Raw genomic sequence first — 18,909 nt, 5'->3', positions numbered from 1 at the left:
GGACATTATTTATGGTAATTCTTAAATCAAAAAAATGAATCTTCTCAATACAAAAAAAAGCAATATTCTGTCTGTCACCTATCAACTGCTTCGCGAAATAAAAGTGAAAGTAAACCTGAGCACGCTCTCTAAAAATATGGAGTCCCACCCGGAGTATCCCGGCTTGCTCACGATCTGCGACTGCCTGAAGATCTTCAATGTAGATAACCATGTGTACCGGATTGAAAAGGAAGATTACAACGATCTGGATCTTCCTTTTCCATTCATTACCCATACCTCTAAAAATGGAGGTGCTTTTTTCCTGGTGCAGGACATCAGTAAGGGGCAGCTGAGGATATCCGATGAGAAGATCAAAAACAGGCTCGTCAGCAGGGAAGAATTTTTTGCCACATGGGAGGGACTGATTTTATATGCCAAAGCAAATGCAGGCAGCGGGGAAGCCCATTATTTAGAACACTATATTCAGTCCCTGCTGCATAAAATTGCGGTTCCCGCTTTCTTAACAGTTCTTGGCAGCGTGATTGTCCTGCTCTTCGGCCTGCATCCCTTTAACTGGGCCATCCTGGCTTTATGCCTGATCAAGTTTACAGGTTCGGCAATCAGTATACTGCTTGCTGCGCACCGGCTTAACGGCCATCATCCCTGGGTCAGGAAAATCTGCGGACCGGCCGGGAAAAGCGATTGCAACGCCATACTCCAGTCCAGGGCAGCACAGCTCACCAAATGGTTTAGCTGGGCCGAGGCAGGTTTATTTTATTTCTCCGGCTCCTTCCTTGCAGTTCTTATTTTCCCTTTCCTTGCCCCTTTGCTTTTCTGGGCCAACGTTTTTGCCCTGCCTTATACGGTTTACTCTCTGGTTTACCAGTATAAGTTAAGAAAATGGTGCATACTCTGCTGTGCCATACAGGGATTACTGATCCTGGAGTATGTAGCCTTCAGTTTCATTCCCGGCAGGTTCAGTTTTGAGATCTTTGGATACCCGGGCATCCTGCTTTTGGTTCTTTGCTATCTTATTCCTGTCGTTACATGGGGGCTGGTCAAGCCCCTTCTGGCAGAAAACGCCGCACTGAAAGCCATGGGCTGGCAATTAAAACAGTTTAAGTACAATGGCGAGCTGTTTGCGCTCGGACTAATGAACCAGAAGCACTATGAGGCAGACAGCCAGATCAAGCCTATTGTATTGGGCAATCCCCATGCAGATATTGTGATTACCCTGGTGAGCAATCCTTTCTGTGGGCCTTGTACAGAAGTACACCATTTTTTTGACCAGTGGCTGCGGGAGAGGGATGACCTCCAGCTCAGGATCATCCTGCTGGCCAGCGGCGATCAGGCCCAGGTAAGAGTAGCAGAACATATGATCGCACTGGGATTATTAAAAGATAAAAAACTGGTTGCCCAGGCTTTGAACGACTGGTATGGCGGGCAGCCAAAAGTATATGAACGCTGGCAGAAGAAATATCCTGCACTGATTACGGAGCAGATCAAAGCTGCCTTTCGCAAACAGCAGCAATGGTGTGCAGATGCAGACATCGGTCATACTCCGGCCATACTGGTGAACGGGCACGTGCTGCCGGAGCCATACCAGGTAGAAGACCTTAAATATCTGATCAGTTAATTTGTTCAAATTGAAATCCTTTCCTTTTTTTCGGCAGTCTTATCCGATGGATTGCGGGCCAACATGCCTCAGGATGATCGCATCCTTCTATGGTATCAGCTTTGATCCGGAAGGCATGAAACATATGTCGAGGATCAGCCGCAGAGGTTCATCCATGTTAGACCTGATGAATGCTGCCGAAAAACTGGGGCTCAGGTCTGCCGGAATGGAACTTGGCATCGCACAGCTTGAGGCGGCGGTGCTGCCTGCCATTTTGCACTGGGACCTGCAGCATTTTGTTGTTCTTTTCAAAGTGAAAAATGATATTTATTACATTGCAGATCCCGCAATGGGCATTTTGAAATTTTGCAGGCCTGCGTTCCTGAGCCATTGGCAAAACCCGGGTACCGGCGATGCCCACAGGGGCATTATTCTTACCTTTTCTGCTGAGCCCTGAACTCATTCTGCTATGTCCTGATCTGTATTTATGGGTAAGTTGTCATCAAATCCGCTATAAATATTTTATAGTTTTATGTTATGGTATTTCAATATCATGCATAGTCTGTCGTGCATAAATTGACAGATTGTTTATTTTAATGTTGTTTTATGGAAGCGTTTGAGATTACTCTAGGGACTATTCTTAACAGGAAAGAACTGCGGAAAATTAAAGGAGGGGGATCAGTTGGCCCTCCCGGTACCCCAAGCGGAGGTAACATAGGGCCTTTTAAATGCTGTATAACCGGAACAAATTTCTGCAGCGAATGTGTAACCTGTACACCCAGCTGTACCTGCGGGGCGGGTGCCACACTGGTTGCATGTTAATGGAGAGATACAAAGTTTATTGATACCCTGTACAGCAGGCATTATTTAATGTATGCCTGCTTACATCATTTGTTCCTTTGATGCTAAATCGGGAAAAGCTATCTTACGTGACGATACAGCCTTAGAGCGCGTATCAAAAGATATACTCTCAATCAGCATCATTATGTTAAAGAAACTTGCCCTTACCATCCTTCCATTAATTTGTTTTATTTACAGCCAGGCTCAAAACACCCGGCTGATCGTCAGGGCGCAGGCAAAAGATGCTAAATTTATAGGTACCGGTATTGGAGGCGCTTATGTTACTGTAAGAAACAACCTTACCGGCGAGATCCTGGCGAAAGGATTAACTGCCGGCACATCCGGGAATACCGACCTGATGATGAAAGGGCAGGTAAGAAGGGGCCTGCCTGTTATTGATACTGCCACAGCCAGGTTTGAGGCTTCCATCGCAATTTCAGAACCTACCTTTGTGGATATCGAAGCTGTAGCTCCTTTTACCAGGAGAAATGCCGCGGTTAAATCTACGACCCAGGTTTGGCTGATCCCCGGCAAAGACATTCTCGGAGAAGGCGTCCTGCTTGAATTTCCGGGATTCATCCTGGATGTTTTGTCGCCCACTACACATGAGTTTATCAAACTCGAAGAGTTGAAAGGCAACCTCAGATTTAAGGTGAGCCTCACCATGATGTGCGGCTGTACCATTACCAAAGGGGGTGTCTGGGATGCAAACGGTATCGAAGTAAAAGCAATAGTCAAAAAAGAAGGTGTCCGGATCAATGAGCTGCCACTTCATATCACAGCTGCTGCCAATATTTTTGAAGGCACATTAAAAACTGAAGCTAAAGGCAATTACGAGCTGGTGGTTTACGCATATGATGCAAAGACCGGAAATACCGGGGTGGATAAAATCAACTTTGTGATCCAGTAAGTATTGCTTATTCCAATAACCTGTTGCATTATCCAGGCATTGCAGCCCGGCCCGGGCCTTGTTCCCCAACCTGATGTATAACTAAAATAAATATCATCATTTATTTTAAATACTAAATATATTAGTATATTTTTGCTGATGTTATGCAAAAGGAATTCAACAAACAGCTCAATATCCACCTGAATCAGTGGGTTCAGAACAGTCAGTCTATCGGTGGATCGTTACCTGGTCAGCCATTCTTCAGTGTTGATGTAAACAGTGATATAACCGTCAACTTAAACCTGCTGAGCGATGCTTACCGCTTTAAGCATATCGTAACTGAGCCCGGTAACTATTGCCAGATGTTCCTTTCTGTACTGGAACCCTATCTGGCCCAGTTTCTCATTCAGTTTGGAATAAGAGAATATGAGTTTACTTTTTGCTTCCTGATCCACGGAGCAACATTTAAAGACTACATGCTGACAGCAGCATAAAGAAAGGCCATGCGTATGCAAGTTTACCATTATTCAATGCCCGATAGTCAGGAAGACATTATCATCATTGCCCCCATCCAGGAAGAAGAAGAATACCTGGTGATATGGCAGGGCCAGGAATTGGGTTATATCTATCCGATCCTCAATGATTCCTTTTATATCGACTGGAAGGGGAGCAATCCGATACTCAATTTACTGGCGAAACAGCTGGGCATCTTTATTGAAGATTCCGGTTTGTAGCGGCCGAATAACATGCTTGTTAAGCTGGCTCAGTTGCTTTTAATGTATTCGAGAAGCGCGCAGGCTTATCTTTTGCTGATTTTGGTAAATTTTCTGATCATCGCATTATTGCTGAAACAAAAGAAGGTAACCCCTGCAAAGATCGTGATCCAGCAGTACAGCAGTTTTACCCCGCTGACATCGCTTGCCACCACGTAGAGTATAATGGTAGGCAGAATCGCTATCCCCAGGCACAAGATCAGCGAACATACCATTGGGCCAATGAAATGGTCAATGATCACCGTCAGGTTCAGCCTGCCAAGAATAAAGCTCAGAAAAGCCAGGGCGATCAGCCCTAAAAAGATCGCGGCGAAGCCGTACATCACTACCAGGTCCTTGTGCGCATTGATCTGCTGCTCGCAGCCAAAAAACTGATTAAAGCTGAACGCCATGATATTCCTTTTCTTCAGGTAAAACGGTAAACAGATTGCGTTGTTTGTAGCCCAGCAGACCGGCCAGTATGACATTCGGAAACTCTTCGATCCCGATATTATACAGGTTCACACTATCATTGTAATACTCCCTGCGATCGGCAATTTTATCCTCCATCACCGACACCCTTTTCTGCAGTTCCAAAAAGTTATTGTTGGATAACAGGGCAGGGTAATTTTCTGATACGGCAAATAATTCCTTTGTCGCCCTGCCCAGCTGGCCCGAGGCAGCGATCTTTTCGTCTATCGTCCCGGAATTAAGAACTGCAGTTCTCAGCTCTGTAAGCCTGGTAAGCATCATCGTCTCATGTGCTACATATTTCGAAGTGATCTTCACCAGCTCCGGGATCTCCTCTGCGCGCTGCATCAGGATCACATCAATATTTTTGAAGGCTTTTTCAATGTTGTTTTTCAGCATCACCAGTTTGTTATAGATGCCTATGATAAATCCCAATGCGATAATTATCAAAAGAATGCCCACAATGAGGGCGATGGTTTGTCCGGTCATAACGTTTAAGCGATAAGTATATAAATAATGATCAGGGTGATAAAAAATAAGGTAGCTAAAAATGATTTCAGCAGCGGTGCAAACTTGTTTTTAATGGCTACTTCGTGCGGAAAAGCAGCACCAAAAACTCCCTGGTGCACATCTTTTTCTATCAGGGTCTCTCCGTTAAGGCTGCTCGCTTTACCGATCAGCAGCAGGTAATCGTCTTCCTGTAGATAGGTTTCAAAGTAACGTTTATCGCCACTTTCAATTTCTTTGTCAACACGGTCTATGTAATATTCCAGGCCTTCACCATTCACTGTTACCTTGCCCGTCTCATCCTTTATCCTAAAAGTGCCTGTTTTTGAAGAAGAGTGTATGCGGCTCCAGGTGATTTTGCCGTCTTTATCCTTTGAACGTTCCTCGATACGGATCGCGTAACCAATACAAGGCGTATTAAAGTGCGGCGAGATCACAGGCTCGATTTGTATCAGGTCGCCCGTTACTTCCACCAGCCCCATCGCTACAGCATTCATCTTTGAAGTGGGCAGGACCGCCTGTAATTTGTAAAATTTAGTTTTTGCAGCGGGCAGGAAAATTGCATCCAGCACAATCAGTGAGGGCACAATCAGCAGCATCAGTGACAACCTGCCTTGTGAATTCAGCCAGAAACCCAGGCCAATCAGTGCACAGATACCAACCAGGAAAAAGATGTTCCTGATCTTCTCTTTTTCAGGAGTCTGGTATTTGGCTTCAAATTCCTTTCTTTCGGCCCTGTCCTTTTTACCTTTGAGAAAGCCCGAAAAAATCATACCTGTCATACCCAGCAAAAAAACAGATGCAAATAACAGCGTCAAAGCCAGGAGCGAAGCACCGGGCCTGACAAACCAGGCCAGCAGCACAATCATTGGATTGATGACAAAAAATAAATATTTTGGCCTTACCGTGATGCCGTAAAGCCCATCAAAAATGAGGGTATGAAAGAGTGCAGTTCCTTCGCTGAACATCATCATAAAAACAAGCAGGGGAATACTCACCTCCTGGCTGCTGAAAAAATAAAGGATTTCCTTCATAGGTCTGGCGTAAGTATTATGATGGTTTAAAAATCAGTTCCAGCTCAGGCGGTAAAGTCCTCCGTAACCTCGCCCTTTCCTGGTCGGTAACAGGGTTATTGGATAACTTAACCGATGCCAGTTGTTTCAGATCTGCAATTTGCAGCGGTATAGTGCTCAGTTGATTGTTGCTCAGGTCCAGCTGGTTCAGATTAACCAGTTTCAATACGTCATTCGGAACCGCAGACAAGCCCATGCCGCGCAGGCTCAGGCTCAGTACTGCTTCAGGCGTTAACAAGGCCTCGTCCAGATTATCGAAATCTGTTTTTCCGTCTTTATGCGCTTGTCTGCCCTTAAACAAGTTTCCCAGGATAACCAGCAGCAAAACTGCAAGGAAAAAGATACACATTAGTACCGCCCATATCGGCGCATCGTCCTTTTCATGCGTAAACATACGCTGATAAACAAAATAGGCCATCCCTGCCATCATCCCCAGCAACATTAATCCGCCGGTACCGATAAAGAGGTACAGAAATATGGAAATACTTTTCTTTGCCCTTTTTTTGCTACGGAACCACCATCTGACTGACAGGACCAAAAGCGCAACAACTGTAAAGAATATATAACCGGCAGGCGTAACAGAGAGGAGAATAGCGTTAATCATATTTCGGTTTGTGACTATATATGGATAACAAATGTTAACATTGTTTCGTTAATCAAATATTAAGCCATTTTAACAATCCTGAAATACGCTGATATAATTTTCCTTTCTTTATCAGCAGCAATCCTATTGCACTGTACTTTTTACCTTTTCTACTGCATCCTGCACCGATTGTGGTAAGCTGGACAAAAGATTATAACCTGTTTGCGCTTCAATGTCCCTTACCGTTACGAGGTACTGCTTCCAGTCGGCATTCACTGAGTTCACGTTTGGTGTATTGATAGCGATTACACGTGTTGATGCGCTCACGCGGCTGATATCGCTATCACCAGCGGGCATAATTACAACAACCTTCCAGACATTGGCAGGGACATTGATTTTTCCATTATTGAGAGAAGTAACAACAGAGGTACTGGCAGATCCTATACCTCCAGTGCCGTAACTGCCCATGATGATATAAGCTTCGTTGCCGCTCAGCACCTGCGTACGGATATAGCTTTCAAAGGATTCCCAGGTTTTCTGGTTGTTGTTTGGTGCCTGCGGGATCATGTTGGTCATCAGGAAGGTAGCTGAGTTGGCATCGGATGAACTGGTGCGGTCTCCGCTGGGGCAGTTGTGCCCGCGGTCGAATCCCGAGCCCGAGTAGCTGTTGCTCTGCGCCTGGTACCAGCCGGTAGGAAGATCAGAGTAAGAAGCAAAGTCATCTTTACGCTTTACCGCTCCGGTAAAGTTTGTTGCATCAAGATGCCAGCTTACCCAGTTGGGACGTCCCTTGGTCATGCTATAGCTTTCTGTGTAATAGTGCATATCGATCAGGTAGTTTTCTGCAACGGTGACAGAGGCCAGTGCATTTGAGGGATTGCCCAGCAGCAGGTTTGAATTGTCGCCCGCAGCAGGCGGCGCGTCAGTTCCGGCAACCGGAGTACCGCGGCCTGCAGTTGGAGTGTTGGTATTTGTAGTATCGGCCGGGCTCGTATCGGGTTCGCCTACAATAATTCCCGGATCACCAGTTCCCTTAAAAGTAATGTCATCGATATTTATCCTTGTAGTTCCCACTTTTTTGATCTGGAAACGGACCTTTGCTGTTGCAGTAACCTTAAATGAATCTGTTACTAGGGTAGTATTGGTTTCATTAATGTCGGTTCCCAGCTGAGTATACGTTTTTCCACCATCGGTAGAGATCAGCAGCTGCCATACAGAGTTGGCATCCGTACCATATTTAGCATGCTTGATATAAAGCGTAGAAAGACCAGAAATATCGAAGTTCATGCCAATATATCCTGTGCGCAGGCGGATTGATTTTGCACCGTTCTTCACATCGGCAGCAAGATTACCAATCAGTGCATCGCTTAGCGTCCATTTACCTGTGGTAAGCTGCAGGCTGTCGATGGCATATCCACCTTTGGTCCCCGATTCAAAACCTTCTGTAATTGAATATGCTGCAGGTGTCTCTGCAGTAACCGGAGTTTCAGTATTGATTGCTGTCTTTTTCGAGCAGGCCGAAATTGATAGTATGGCTGCGAACCCGCAGGAAAGAAAAATATTGCTGATTGTCATGTGTTCTGGTGCTGGTATTCGCTGCGGCTGATTTGTGTATGCAAATTGGCTGGACGAATGAATAGGTTGATATGATAGTTAACAGTATTACAAAATTACCAATTTATAAGTAATTCTTATATTAAGTTACTATTAACATTCTCATGATAGCCTGACAAAAGCATTTTGGGGGGACAAAAGAAAAGCGGAAACGATCATGACGACCATTTCCGCTTCATCTAAATTAACGCTCTCATATACATAAGCGTTAAAATCCCCGGCTTATTGTGCCGGATGTAAATTATTTTTAGAAACCTTGTGTTTCAATCACAAAAGCCTTTAGCTCCGCCATTTTTCCATCTTTAAACCGCCAGAGATCACAGTAAGAATAGTCAACCGGTTCACCCTCTTCATTCTTCATACTGATCTTGCCGGTTGCGGCAACAAAGTCGCCCTCGGCAATCAGGTTTTCTACCATGAACTTTGGCGGCTCAATATAGGCCTTGTCCATATATTGCCGCACTGCTTCCTTTCCCCTCAGGGTTTCATCGCCCACAAACGTCCATATGGTATCGTCCGTGCAAAATGATAAAAAACCTTCATTATCGCCTGCAGTGACAGCTGCATTTGCTTTTTCTAATATTTCTTTATTGCTCAGTTTCATAAGCTGTTTATAAAAGTTGCGGTAAGTCCAATCATTGTTATTTGCCGGCACAATCTCTGTTCCAGTTTATCTTTTTGCTGTCGTCATGAGATATAAATGAAAATTTACAGGGCTCAGGTCATTTTTTGGTTTAATGTTCAGCGATTTATACTATTTTTGGGACAAGGTTAATAGGTTTCAACACTTGTTAGCTTCAATTTCTACCAGGAAAACCAATAACCTTGAATCTACGGCTTGTTCTCAATCATTGAGGGCTATTCGTGTATAAAAAGCATTTTTGATTTAGATCCCTGATACGTGCAAAATGATAAAGAAGTTATTCAAGCCTTAAAAGCAGGAGAGGACGCTGCATTCAGAATTGTATTTGATACTAATTTCAGAAGGCTTTTTGCATTCAGCTACCGCATGTTAAAAAGCAAAGAACAGGCCGAGGAGGTAGTGCACGATGCACTGTTAAATGTTTGGGTCAACAGAAGCAGGCTAAATGAAGATCTCCCCATCACACCCTATTTGTACACGATCACCAGAAGGCTAACTCTTAATGCGCTGCGACAGGTGGCCACATCGCAGAGAATGATCGACCAGCTCTGGCGCGATATGGAAACCGTAAGCAATAGTACGGAAGAAGCCATTCTGCTTACCGACTTACAAAAGTTTACTGATACCGCACTCAATATTTTGCCAAGGCAACAACAGCTGGTCTTTAAAATGAGCAGATATGAGGGGCTAAACTACGATGAAATTGCAGCAAAATTAAATATCTCCAGAAATACGGTTAAGAATCACCTGATCGCGGCATTGAAAACGCTGAGATTGCATTTTAATATGTCTGATATGAGTTGTTTTTTGCTGCTTTCATCATATTTTATCAAAAGATAGAAAATATTTTCCTCAGCACTAGTCCTAAACTCCCTCTCGTGTGTAATGCTATTATAAACCCTGTATAAAGGGTATGTAATGATATGGTTAATTCAGCTCGGATAGAAAGTTTATTAAGAAAATACTATGACGGTTCAATTACCCATCCGGAGTATGTTGAATTGATTGGAGAACTGAAGGCATCTGATAATGATACTTCATTTTTAAAGTCTATGGATACCATCTGGGCAGATGCAAAACCGGAATCCTTCTACACACCACAGGAAGAGGAAGCATTTTACCAGAAACTTATAGGCTCGGGACAGTTCAGGAAAAAATCAAGGCTAATTCAGCTTCGCCCTTTCTATCGCTTTATGGCGGCGGCAGTTGCAGTATTTATCCTGTCTGCAGGTCTGTATTTCTATTTTATCCGGCAGCACCAGGATGCAGCCTCCCGATTTGCCGCCAATGACATCCTGCCCGGTGGAAACAAAGCGATGCTCATCCTGTCCAATGGCAAAAAAATCAATCTTGGCGCTGCTGCAAACGGACAACTGCTCAGCGAGTCGGGAATAGCCGTTTCCAAAACCGCAGACGGACAGATCCGCTATACTGTTAAAGAAAGCACAGGCAAAGCAGGGACCCCGCTTGAAAATACGATAGTCACGCCAAAAGGGGGACAGTATCAGGTAGTCCTTCCGGACGGCAGCAAGGTCTGGCTCAATGCAGCTTCCACACTGAAGTTTCCTTTGCGGTTCAGTAATAATGAACGCAGCGTTCAGCTTAGCGGGGAGGCCTATTTTGAAGTGGCTAAGAAAAGCCTCCGCACAGGCGGAAAACTCCCTTTTTATGTTTCCACACCCAAATTGCGTGTTGAGGTGCTCGGTACCCATTTCAATGTAAATGCCTATGAAAGCACAAGCAAGACCACATTGCTCGAAGGCGCTGTGCGGTTAATCTTAGCTGCGGCTGCTTCCAACCTCAAAGCGCAGGTTTCCTACCTGTCTCCGGGCCAGCAGGGGATCGCCGGTGCATCAGGTATAAATGTAAGCACGGGCGATATCGAAGAAACTATGGCATGGAAAAACGGGCTGTTCATGTTCAATAACCAAAATCTTGATGTCATCATGAAAGAAGTAGAACGCTGGTATGATGTAGACGTAGTTTTTGCCAATGATGAACTCAGGAAAGCTTCATTCAACGGAGCTGTGTCGCGCTTTAAAAATATTTCCCAGTTACTCGAAGTACTGGAATCAACAGGGTCCGTTCATTTTAAAGTTGAGGGAAGGAGGATCACGGTTATGGATTAACAGCTACTTCCCCAAAAATGTACTGAACAAAAAAACCGAGAATGCTACGAACATTCCCGGCTAAAATTTTAGTGCATTACTGTAACGTATCAAACAAGACAATCAATCACTAAACTACAAATGTAATGAAATTTCAGGATCTAATCCGATCCGGGTGCTCCGCCTGGATAAATAACTCTATAGTTCGTGCAATGAAAATAACGATACTCATCATGACTACATTTTTGTTGCAGGTACACGCGAACAGCTTTGCGCAGAATGTAACACTGAACCAAAAGAACGTCACACTAAAGCGCTTGTTTACCGAGATCAGGAAACAGACAGGGTACAATGTGCTCTGGCAGGAAGGCAAAGTAAACGATGCCTTAAAAGTTGATGCTGTATTTGATCACCAGCCTTTGAACAAAGTGCTGGACAAGGTGCTGTCGCCAAACTCGCTCAGCTATACGCTCGTTAACCAGACCATCGTGATCAAAAAAACGGAAAAGGCTTTTTTTGAAAAAGTTGCCGGCCTGTTCGCATCTGTCAATATCGACGGAAAAATCCTTGATGCCGAAACCGGGATGGAGATCCCAAAAGTATCAGTAACCCTTAAAGGATCTGCAAGGACTGTCCTGGCCAACGATCACGGAACATTCCGTTTCAACAGCCTTCCTGATGACGCAGTACTCGTTTTTTCCTTTGTAGGCTATGTTACCCAGGAGGTAAAGGCCAGTAATAACATGACTGTAAGAATGGTCATGGCGCTGCAAAATCTAAATGAAGTTGTTGTTTCTACCGGTTATCAGACACTTAAAAAGGAAACCGCTACCGGATCATTTGGCGTGCTCAGCGCAAAGGACATTGCGCGCCGTCCAAAAATTAATATCCTGGATGCGATTGACGGAACAGTTCCCGGCGTTCAGGTAGATCTCAGAAATAATAAGATCACGATGAGGGGCATCAACTCCTACAATAACAGCTACCAGCCTTTGGTGGTCATCGATGGTTTTCCAGCAATCAATCAGAACTTAACTACCGTGACAGTGGCTGGCATCAATGGAAATCCCGGAAGCCCTACTGTGGCTCCGAATGCCGGAAATGCAATTTTAAGCCAGTTTAACCCGGAGGACATCGAAAGTATCACCTTCCTTAAGGATGCGGCAGCATCTGCCATCTGGGGTGCCCGGGCGGCCAATGGAGTGATCGTGATCACCACCAAACGCGGAAAACGCGGAGCCAATACCATTAATTATGGCATGACGCTCAGTACCGCAGCACCAGCAGATTTCAGCAAGCTTACCTCCATGAACAGCTCACAGTACATTGATCTGGAGCAGGAACTCGTAAACAAGGGATTTATCACTGATCCGGTTGCCCAGCTGATCGCTTCTCCAACAAATGGATTCAGAAGCGCACCGGTTTCTGAGGCAGAGGAATGGATGTTTAAGGCAAAACGTAATCCGGCATATGCCGCACAGCGCGACTCGGCTTTAAATGTCCTGAGAAACAGGTCTAACCAGGACCAGATCAGGGATTACCTGCTGCAGAATTCCATCACCAGGCAATACAATCTTGCGTTCTCCGGCGGAACAGATAACAGCTCCTACTATCTTTCCGGCAACTACACCAAAGACCAGCCGATTTACAAAAGCAATTCAGGCGAAAGTTATAATGTCAATTCAAACTTCACCAACAGCTTTCTTAATAAACGCATAAACCTCAACACGGGCCTGGCCTATAATTATTCATCGGCAAAAATCAATACCGCTGCAGTGCAGGCATTGGGTGTAGGCCGGCTGGGCTTGGCACCATATGATAACCTGGTTGATGCACAGGGAAACAGGATTTACCGGGGAGTTACTTTCACAAAAAGTGTGTCCGACAGTCTTACCAGGACGAAAAACCTGCTGCCATGGACGTATAATCCTATAGACGAACTCAACTATAACACCACCATCAATACTAAAAATGCGATTCGTGTAAATGCCAGCTTAACAGGTGTAGTTACTTCATGGCTTAACGTATCTGTATCCGGACAAATCCAGAAGACTATTGCCGACCAGGTAAATAACCAGAATCTGAACAGTCTGGATACCCGCGAGCTGATCAATAATTCAACCAGCGCAGCCAACCTCACCAACCTGAATTTTCTCCGTGTCAATGCAGTGCCAAAGGGCGGGGTATATAAAACCAGCAGGGGAACTTCTGATGATTACAGTCTGCGTGCCCAGTTTGACGTAAAAAAGGATTTGGCCACAGACCACCATTTTAATATGATTGGCGGAACCGAGATCAGACAGGCCAAATACCAGGCATCTGAACAAACCTTGTATGGATATGATGAAGAGCGTTCCAGCTCTGTAGCCGTAAGTACCAACGTAAACTACAATACCTTGCTGGGATCTACCAGCAGGCTCTCCACACCGGGGACGGTTTTTAAAAACCGCACAAGGTACCTATCCTATTACAGCAATGCAGGGTACAATTATAAAGAGCGTTATTATATCAGCGGAAGTGTGCGTTTTGATGATATCAATATCATCGGACTGGACCGGAGAGACCGTGCAAAGCCACTATGGTCTGCCGGTTTAAGATGGGATGCCAAAAAAGAACGTATTCTTGAAAAAGAAAACTGGATCAGTACACTAAGCCTGCGCGGTACAGTAGGTACCGGCGGAAATCCCCCTCTAACCTCCAACAATTATACGCTGATCAGTACAGGAGCCGTAGATACTTACACGCAGCTTCCCTACGCAACCACCAGTGCGCCTGCCAACCAGAACATTGGCTGGGAAACCACAAAAATGTACAACGCTGGCCTTGATGCCGGGTTCCTGCAAAACAGGGTACGCTTCAGCCTGGATATGTACAGTAAAAAAACCTATGATATCCTGATGAACCTGCCGCTCAATTCTACCTATGGGTTTACCACCCTTCAAATGAATGCAGGAAACCTCTCCGGCCATGGTACAGACCTGGGGCTCTCGGGCGATATCATCAGGAGCAGGAACTGGAACTGGGGCAGCACTTTAAACTTCTCCTATAATACCAACAAGGTAACAGACAGCCGTTTCCCGCCCACTGCTGCAACCGTGGGACTTGCTACAGTAACAACAGGTTATCCGCTTGACAATCTGTTCGCATACAGGTGGGCGGGACTGGACAATACCGGTCAGTCGCAAATCTACACTGCAGACGGAACCATAGTGAAGTCTACCAGCAACACCGTCATCAAAGCAGAAGACAGAGTGTATAAAGGAAGAACTACGGCTCCGTATTTCGGTGGTTATATCAATACGGTAAGCTATAAAAACTTTGAGCTGCTCGCCCGTATCACCTATAATCTGGGCCACAAATTCCTGATCCAGAATATTAACGAATCCAACTATCCTACGGGCAACAGCTCCTCAGGTTTACTGGCAACCAGTGAAGCTTTGGTAAACCGCTGGAGAAACCCCGGGGATGAAAATACAACCAGTGTTCCAGGCCTCAGCGGTAATAACTTTAACAGTATCAGCAGGTACAGATATAGCGATATCAATGTCAGGGATGCAGGGAACATCCGCTTCCAGCAGGTATCGCTCAATTACAAAGTCCCGCAGCTGCTGCTCAGGAAAATGCCCTATATCAAGGGGATCAACCTGGGCTTCACGGTCAGTAATCTCGGGCTGCTGTGGGTGGCCAACAAAGAAGGGGTAGACCCTGATTATCAGATGACGGGCACATATGTGAACCTCCCGCCAACCCGCAGCTATGTTTTTAATTTAAACCTATCGCTTTAACAACAATGAAAAAAAGAATATATATCCTATTTGCCCTGGGGCTGCTGAGCTTTTCTGCCTGCAGAAAATATGTTGAGATCCCACCTGAACAGGCAAAAACACTGACCACGGCCACAGATTATACACAGCTATTGTACTACACAACCGGGATAGAGCCGGGATATTCCCTGCCGGTATTTTCCGGTGACGATGCCGGGAGTGACGAAACAAGGTGGCAAACTGGCCTGACGCTGCCTGCAGGCAATGCCTATATCTGGGCCGACAGGAACTTCGGTGCGATCGAAGAAGATACAGACTGGCAGAAAGCCTATCAGAAGATCTGGACCCTGAATACTGTAGTGGATGGAATCGGTGCAAGCACAGGTCCAGAACAGGAAAAACAAACAGGCATGGCTTATGCGCTGGTGCACCGTGCTTTTGAATACTTCTCACTGGTCAGTATGTACGGCAGGCAATACACCGCTGCAACTGCGGCCACTGATCCCGGAGTGCCGCTGGTACTGCATCCAAAGTTCCTGACCGACCTTACCAGGGCCAGTGTCTCTGCAGTATACGATCAGGTGATCGCGGATCTAAACGCTGCGATCCCTGCACTTAACGATGTGCCGGATTACCCCTCAAATCCATCAAAAGTATCTGCTTATGCGATACTGGCCCGCGTATACCTGCATAAAAGGGATTTTGTACAGGCAGAGAAATATGCCGATCTGGCCCTGTCCATCAGGAATACGGTGCTTGACCTCAATGTTTATAAAAGCGGGACAACGCCATTTCCTACCCAGGTAAACAATTCCGAAGAGCTGCTGATCAAAAGGACGGGCTCATACCCGGGGGCTTTCCCGCTGAGCACAGATGCTGAGAACATGTACAACAAAACTGCCGACATCAGGTATACATTGCTAACCGCTCCCGGAGCAAGCCTGGCGGGTACAACCTTTACAGTAAGCAGGGGGTATAACAAATCCAAACTCACTAACGACGGAGGTTATATCGGACCCAGTGTTCCGGAAATAATCCTGATCAAAGCAGAATGCCAGGCCCGTGCGGGCAATATTTCAGGCACGCTCCTTACGCTGAATGACTTCCGCAAAAAACGTTATAACAATGCTTTCGTTTATGTAAACCTGACCGCTGCAACGGCAAACGAAGCGCTTCATCTGGTGATCGATGAACGCAAGCGTGAGCTGGTTGCCCGTGGCTTCAGATGGTTCGATCAGCGCAGGCTGAGACAGGACGAGGGATTCATCGGCACCATTACACGCACTTTCAAAGGCGCGACTTACACATTAGAGCCAAACAGTAACAGGTATACCTATGCCATTGGCGATAAATACATTGCGCTTAATCCAGAAATCATACAAAATCCAAGATAAATCAAAATGTTCAATCAAAAATCAATTTTACTATCCACTGCCATCAGTATCTCGGCAGTGATATCAGGCTGTGCCGTATTCCGGCAGGAAAAGCCTGCACCTGCAAAAGTAGCTGCAGTGGATCCGGCAAAGAAAACAGCCGACAGCCTGAAAAAAGCCTCAGGCCTAAAGCCTTATACAGAAGTGATTTCCAAAGGCACAAAATCCAAAGTGGGCTTTTTTACGGTCCACCAGAAAGATGAGAAGTACTATTTCGAAGTGCCAAACAAGATCTTAAACAGGGATATTTTGATCGTGAACCGTGTGTCCAAAGCCTCTGCCGATATGAGGAACGGTAACTACGGTTACGCCGGAGACCAGATCGGTGAAACGGTTTACCGCTTTGAAAAAGGCCCGCACAAAAAGCTTTTCCTGAGGAGGATCTCCTTTGCAGAATTTGCCAAAGACAGCACTACAACAATGTTCGCGAGTCTGCAAAAGAACAATATCAGCGCTATTGTTGCTTCATTTCCGGTAATCGCTATGCCAAAAGATTCTTCTGCATCAGTGGTAGATGTGACGGATTTCCTGAATGCCGATAATGATATCCTGTACTTTCAGAAAAAGGTTTTCAAAGACAAAGCAGGTATGGGCGCACAGCAGAATGACAAAAGCTATATTGATTACATCCATACCTTCTCTAAAAACATAGAGATTGGCGCGGTTAAAACTTACGCTGCGGGATTAAACCCTACAGGTTCCAGCTACACGGTAAGCTTAAACTCCTCGATGGTCTTATTGGATGAGGTACCAATGCGGCCCAGGCTGGAGGATCAGAGAGTAGGGTACTTTTCTACTTCCTTCAAAGACTTTGATGCAGATCCGCAGGGCGTAAAAACTACCACCTATATCAAAAGATGGAAACTGGAACCAAAGCCGGAAGATGTAGAGAAATACAAACGCGGCGAGCTGGTTGAGCCGGCAAAACAGATCGTTTTTTATATCGATCCCGTAACCCCAAAGAAGTGGGTCCCGTATCTGATGGCCGGCGTAAACGACTGGCAGAAAGCGTTCGAGGCGGCAGGCTTTAAAAATGCTGTTGTAGCTAAAGAAGCACCTACTCAGGCGCAGGATAGCACCTGGAGCATTGATGATGCCAACCATTCGGCAATCATTTACCGCCCCTCATCCGTAGCAAATGCGATGGGGCCAAGCATATCCGATCCCCGCAGCGGCGAAATTATCGAGAGCCACATTTTCTGGTACCACAACGTGATGTCGCTCCTGCAAAAATGGTACAGGACACAAGCCAGCGCGGTTGACCCAAGAGCAAGAAAAGCAGAGTTTGATGATGAGCTGATGGGCAACCTGATCCGTTTTGTTTCTTCGCACGAGGTAGGGCATACCCTAGGGTTGTTACATAATTTCGGCTCAAGCTCAACAGTTCCGGTAGAAAAGCTGAGGGATAAAGACTGGGTTGAAGCACATGGGCATACGCCATCGATCATGGATTATGCAAGGTTCAATTACGTAGCACAGCCAGAAGACCATATCAGTGAAAAAGGGCTTTTCCCAAGAATCGGTGATTATGATAAATGGGCAGTGAAATGGGCTTATACATGGCATCCGGAATTCAGCTCTGCCGAAGAAGAGCATAAAGCGCTGGTGAATGTGGTAAGCGACTCTCTTAAAGCAAATCACCGTTTGTTTTTTGGATGGGAGGGCGAGCAGAATGACCCACGGTCGCAGAACGAAGACCTGGGCGACAATGCGATGCTGGCCAGCAGCTATGGTGTCAAAAACCTGAAGCGCATTATGCCGCAGATCGAAAACTGGGTGAGCGTTCCCGGTGACGATCAGGCAAAATTGTTCGGTGCCTATGAAGGGATCTGGGACCAGTTTGAATTGTATATCGGCCATGTAACGAAAAATATCGGCGGCGAATACCACACGCCAAAAGTAAATGGCGAGGGCGGATTGGTCGCAGAACCAACTCCCGCATGGAAACAAAGGGATGCTGTTAAGTGGCTGAACGCGAATGTGTATGCTACTCCGCTATGGTTAAATAACTCCAGCATTACTTCTAAATTGAACGTAAACTTTGCCGGAGAACTGAATGCACTGCAGGAAAAAAGTATTTATGCGGTAATCACTAGGGCCCATCTAAGCAGCCTGCTGACCAGCGAAATGAGCGGAAAGCCGGGTGTTTACACTGTGAACGACCTTTTTGCCGACCTCGATAAAGGTATTTTCAAAGAAGTATTCAGCGGACAAAATGTTGATGTGTACCGCAGGAATATGCAAAAGTTATATGTCTGGAGATTGCTGATGCAGGGATTTTATAATATGGATATGTCAATGATTGTTCCTCCTACTACTTACCGGTTCACCGTTACAGACCTGAATGGCCTGATCAGGACAGAACTGAGGAAACAGGAGGCGCTGTTTAAATCAGCACTGGCAAAACCAGGTCTGAACCAGATCAATAAACAGCATTTGCAGGACATGATCTCGCTGATCAACAGTAAGTTTAACGCTGAGCGCAGCGGACTTGCAAAATAACAGGTGTGCAGGTTAGATTGTAAAGGTCTTAATCTGATAAGAGGCTGCCTGGTGATTGACTTCAATCATCAGCGGCCTCTTTGCTTTTTCACGCAATTCCTCAGGTAAACAGGCAGGAATAGCTAATTTAATAGTT

16 protein-coding genes are annotated in these 18,909 nt (G+C 45.7%); 10 read left to right on the top strand and 6 right to left on the bottom strand.

The features are described 5' to 3' along the window. Positions 1-34 precede the first annotated feature (34 nt). From FN831_RS00875 to FN831_RS00855, 5 genes are all read left to right on the top strand, one after another. On the top strand, positions 35-1,615 hold the full coding sequence (locus tag FN831_RS00875) for a cysteine peptidase family C39 domain-containing protein (protein WP_142526310.1): 1,581 nt from the start codon (positions 35-37) through the stop codon (positions 1,613-1,615). Between the two features lies 1 nt (position 1,616). Further along, positions 1,617-2,051 (top strand): cysteine peptidase family C39 domain-containing protein, encoded by a 435-nt coding sequence (locus FN831_RS00870; protein ID WP_317132069.1) that lies wholly within the window; start codon positions 1,617-1,619, stop codon positions 2,049-2,051. 528 nt (positions 2,052-2,579) lie between these two features. Continuing rightward, positions 2,580-3,344 carry a hypothetical protein gene (locus tag FN831_RS00865; RefSeq protein WP_142526308.1) on the top strand — a complete coding sequence of 255 codons (765 nt, stop codon included), beginning with the start codon at positions 2,580-2,582 and terminating at the stop codon, positions 3,342-3,344. Between the two features lie 143 nt (positions 3,345-3,487). Further along, entirely contained in the window at positions 3,488-3,817 is a 330-nt protein-coding gene (locus FN831_RS00860) for a hypothetical protein (RefSeq protein ID WP_142526307.1), read from the top strand. A gap of 9 nt (positions 3,818-3,826) precedes the next feature. Then, positions 3,827-4,057 (top strand): hypothetical protein, encoded by a 231-nt coding sequence (locus FN831_RS00855; protein WP_142526306.1) that lies wholly within the window; start codon positions 3,827-3,829, stop codon positions 4,055-4,057. Positions 4,058-4,122: 65 nt separating this feature from the next. Here the strand turns inward: FN831_RS00855 and FN831_RS00850 are convergent, their stop codons facing one another. The 6 genes from FN831_RS00850 to FN831_RS00825 form a co-directional block, all read right to left on the bottom strand. Continuing rightward, on the bottom strand, positions 4,123-4,488 hold the full coding sequence (locus FN831_RS00850; RefSeq protein WP_142526305.1) for a hypothetical protein: 366 nt from the start codon (positions 4,486-4,488) through the stop codon (positions 4,123-4,125). Beyond that, on the bottom strand, positions 4,472-5,035 hold the full coding sequence (locus FN831_RS00845) for a LemA family protein (RefSeq protein WP_142526304.1): 564 nt from the start codon (positions 5,033-5,035) through the stop codon (positions 4,472-4,474). Before FN831_RS00845 ends, FN831_RS00850 begins: the two co-directional genes overlap by 17 nt. Before the next feature lie 5 nt (positions 5,036-5,040). Beyond that, complete coding sequence (locus tag FN831_RS00840; protein WP_142526303.1) at positions 5,041-6,087, bottom strand: hypothetical protein; 1,047 nt, start codon at positions 6,085-6,087, stop codon at positions 5,041-5,043. A gap of 16 nt (positions 6,088-6,103) precedes the next feature. Beyond that, positions 6,104-6,730, bottom strand: coding sequence for a leucine-rich repeat domain-containing protein (locus tag FN831_RS00835; protein ID WP_142526302.1), 627 nt, complete (start codon positions 6,728-6,730; stop codon positions 6,104-6,106). A 123-nt stretch (positions 6,731-6,853) separates the two neighbouring features. Next, entirely contained in the window at positions 6,854-8,284 is a 1,431-nt protein-coding gene (locus FN831_RS00830) for a DNA/RNA non-specific endonuclease (RefSeq protein ID WP_185960342.1), read from the bottom strand. Positions 8,285-8,570: 286 nt separating this feature from the next. Then, complete coding sequence (locus tag FN831_RS00825) at positions 8,571-8,927, bottom strand: nuclear transport factor 2 family protein (RefSeq protein WP_142526301.1); 357 nt, start codon at positions 8,925-8,927, stop codon at positions 8,571-8,573. 297 nt (positions 8,928-9,224) lie between these two features. Here FN831_RS00825 and FN831_RS00820 point away from each other — a divergent pair, with 297 nt between their 5' ends. From FN831_RS00820 to FN831_RS00800, 5 genes are all read left to right on the top strand, one after another. Next, positions 9,225-9,806, top strand: a complete 582-nt coding sequence (locus FN831_RS00820; RefSeq protein WP_142526300.1) for an RNA polymerase sigma factor — start codon at positions 9,225-9,227, stop codon at positions 9,804-9,806. Between the two features lie 83 nt (positions 9,807-9,889). Beyond that, on the top strand, positions 9,890-11,095 hold the full coding sequence (locus tag FN831_RS00815) for a FecR family protein (protein ID WP_142526299.1): 1,206 nt from the start codon (positions 9,890-9,892) through the stop codon (positions 11,093-11,095). Between the two features lie 191 nt (positions 11,096-11,286). Beyond that, positions 11,287-14,859: a SusC/RagA family TonB-linked outer membrane protein gene (locus tag FN831_RS00810; RefSeq protein WP_246101264.1), complete on the top strand. Its 3,573-nt coding sequence runs from the start codon at positions 11,287-11,289 to the stop codon at positions 14,857-14,859. Positions 14,860-14,864: 5 nt separating this feature from the next. Further along, on the top strand, positions 14,865-16,232 hold the full coding sequence (locus FN831_RS00805; protein ID WP_142526297.1) for a RagB/SusD family nutrient uptake outer membrane protein: 1,368 nt from the start codon (positions 14,865-14,867) through the stop codon (positions 16,230-16,232). Positions 16,233-16,238: 6 nt separating this feature from the next. Continuing rightward, a complete protein-coding gene (locus FN831_RS00800) occupies positions 16,239-18,773 on the top strand; it encodes a zinc-dependent metalloprotease (protein WP_142526296.1) in 2,535 nt (844 codons plus the stop codon). Positions 18,774-18,909: the final 136 nt, after the last annotated feature.

The sequence above is a fragment of the Pedobacter westerhofensis genome (assembly GCF_900182595.1).
Lineage (GTDB): Bacteria > Bacteroidota > Bacteroidia > Sphingobacteriales > Sphingobacteriaceae > Pedobacter > Pedobacter westerhofensis.
Note: the sequence above shows the minus strand (reverse complement) of the source record. Positions and strands in the feature narration are given on the sequence as shown.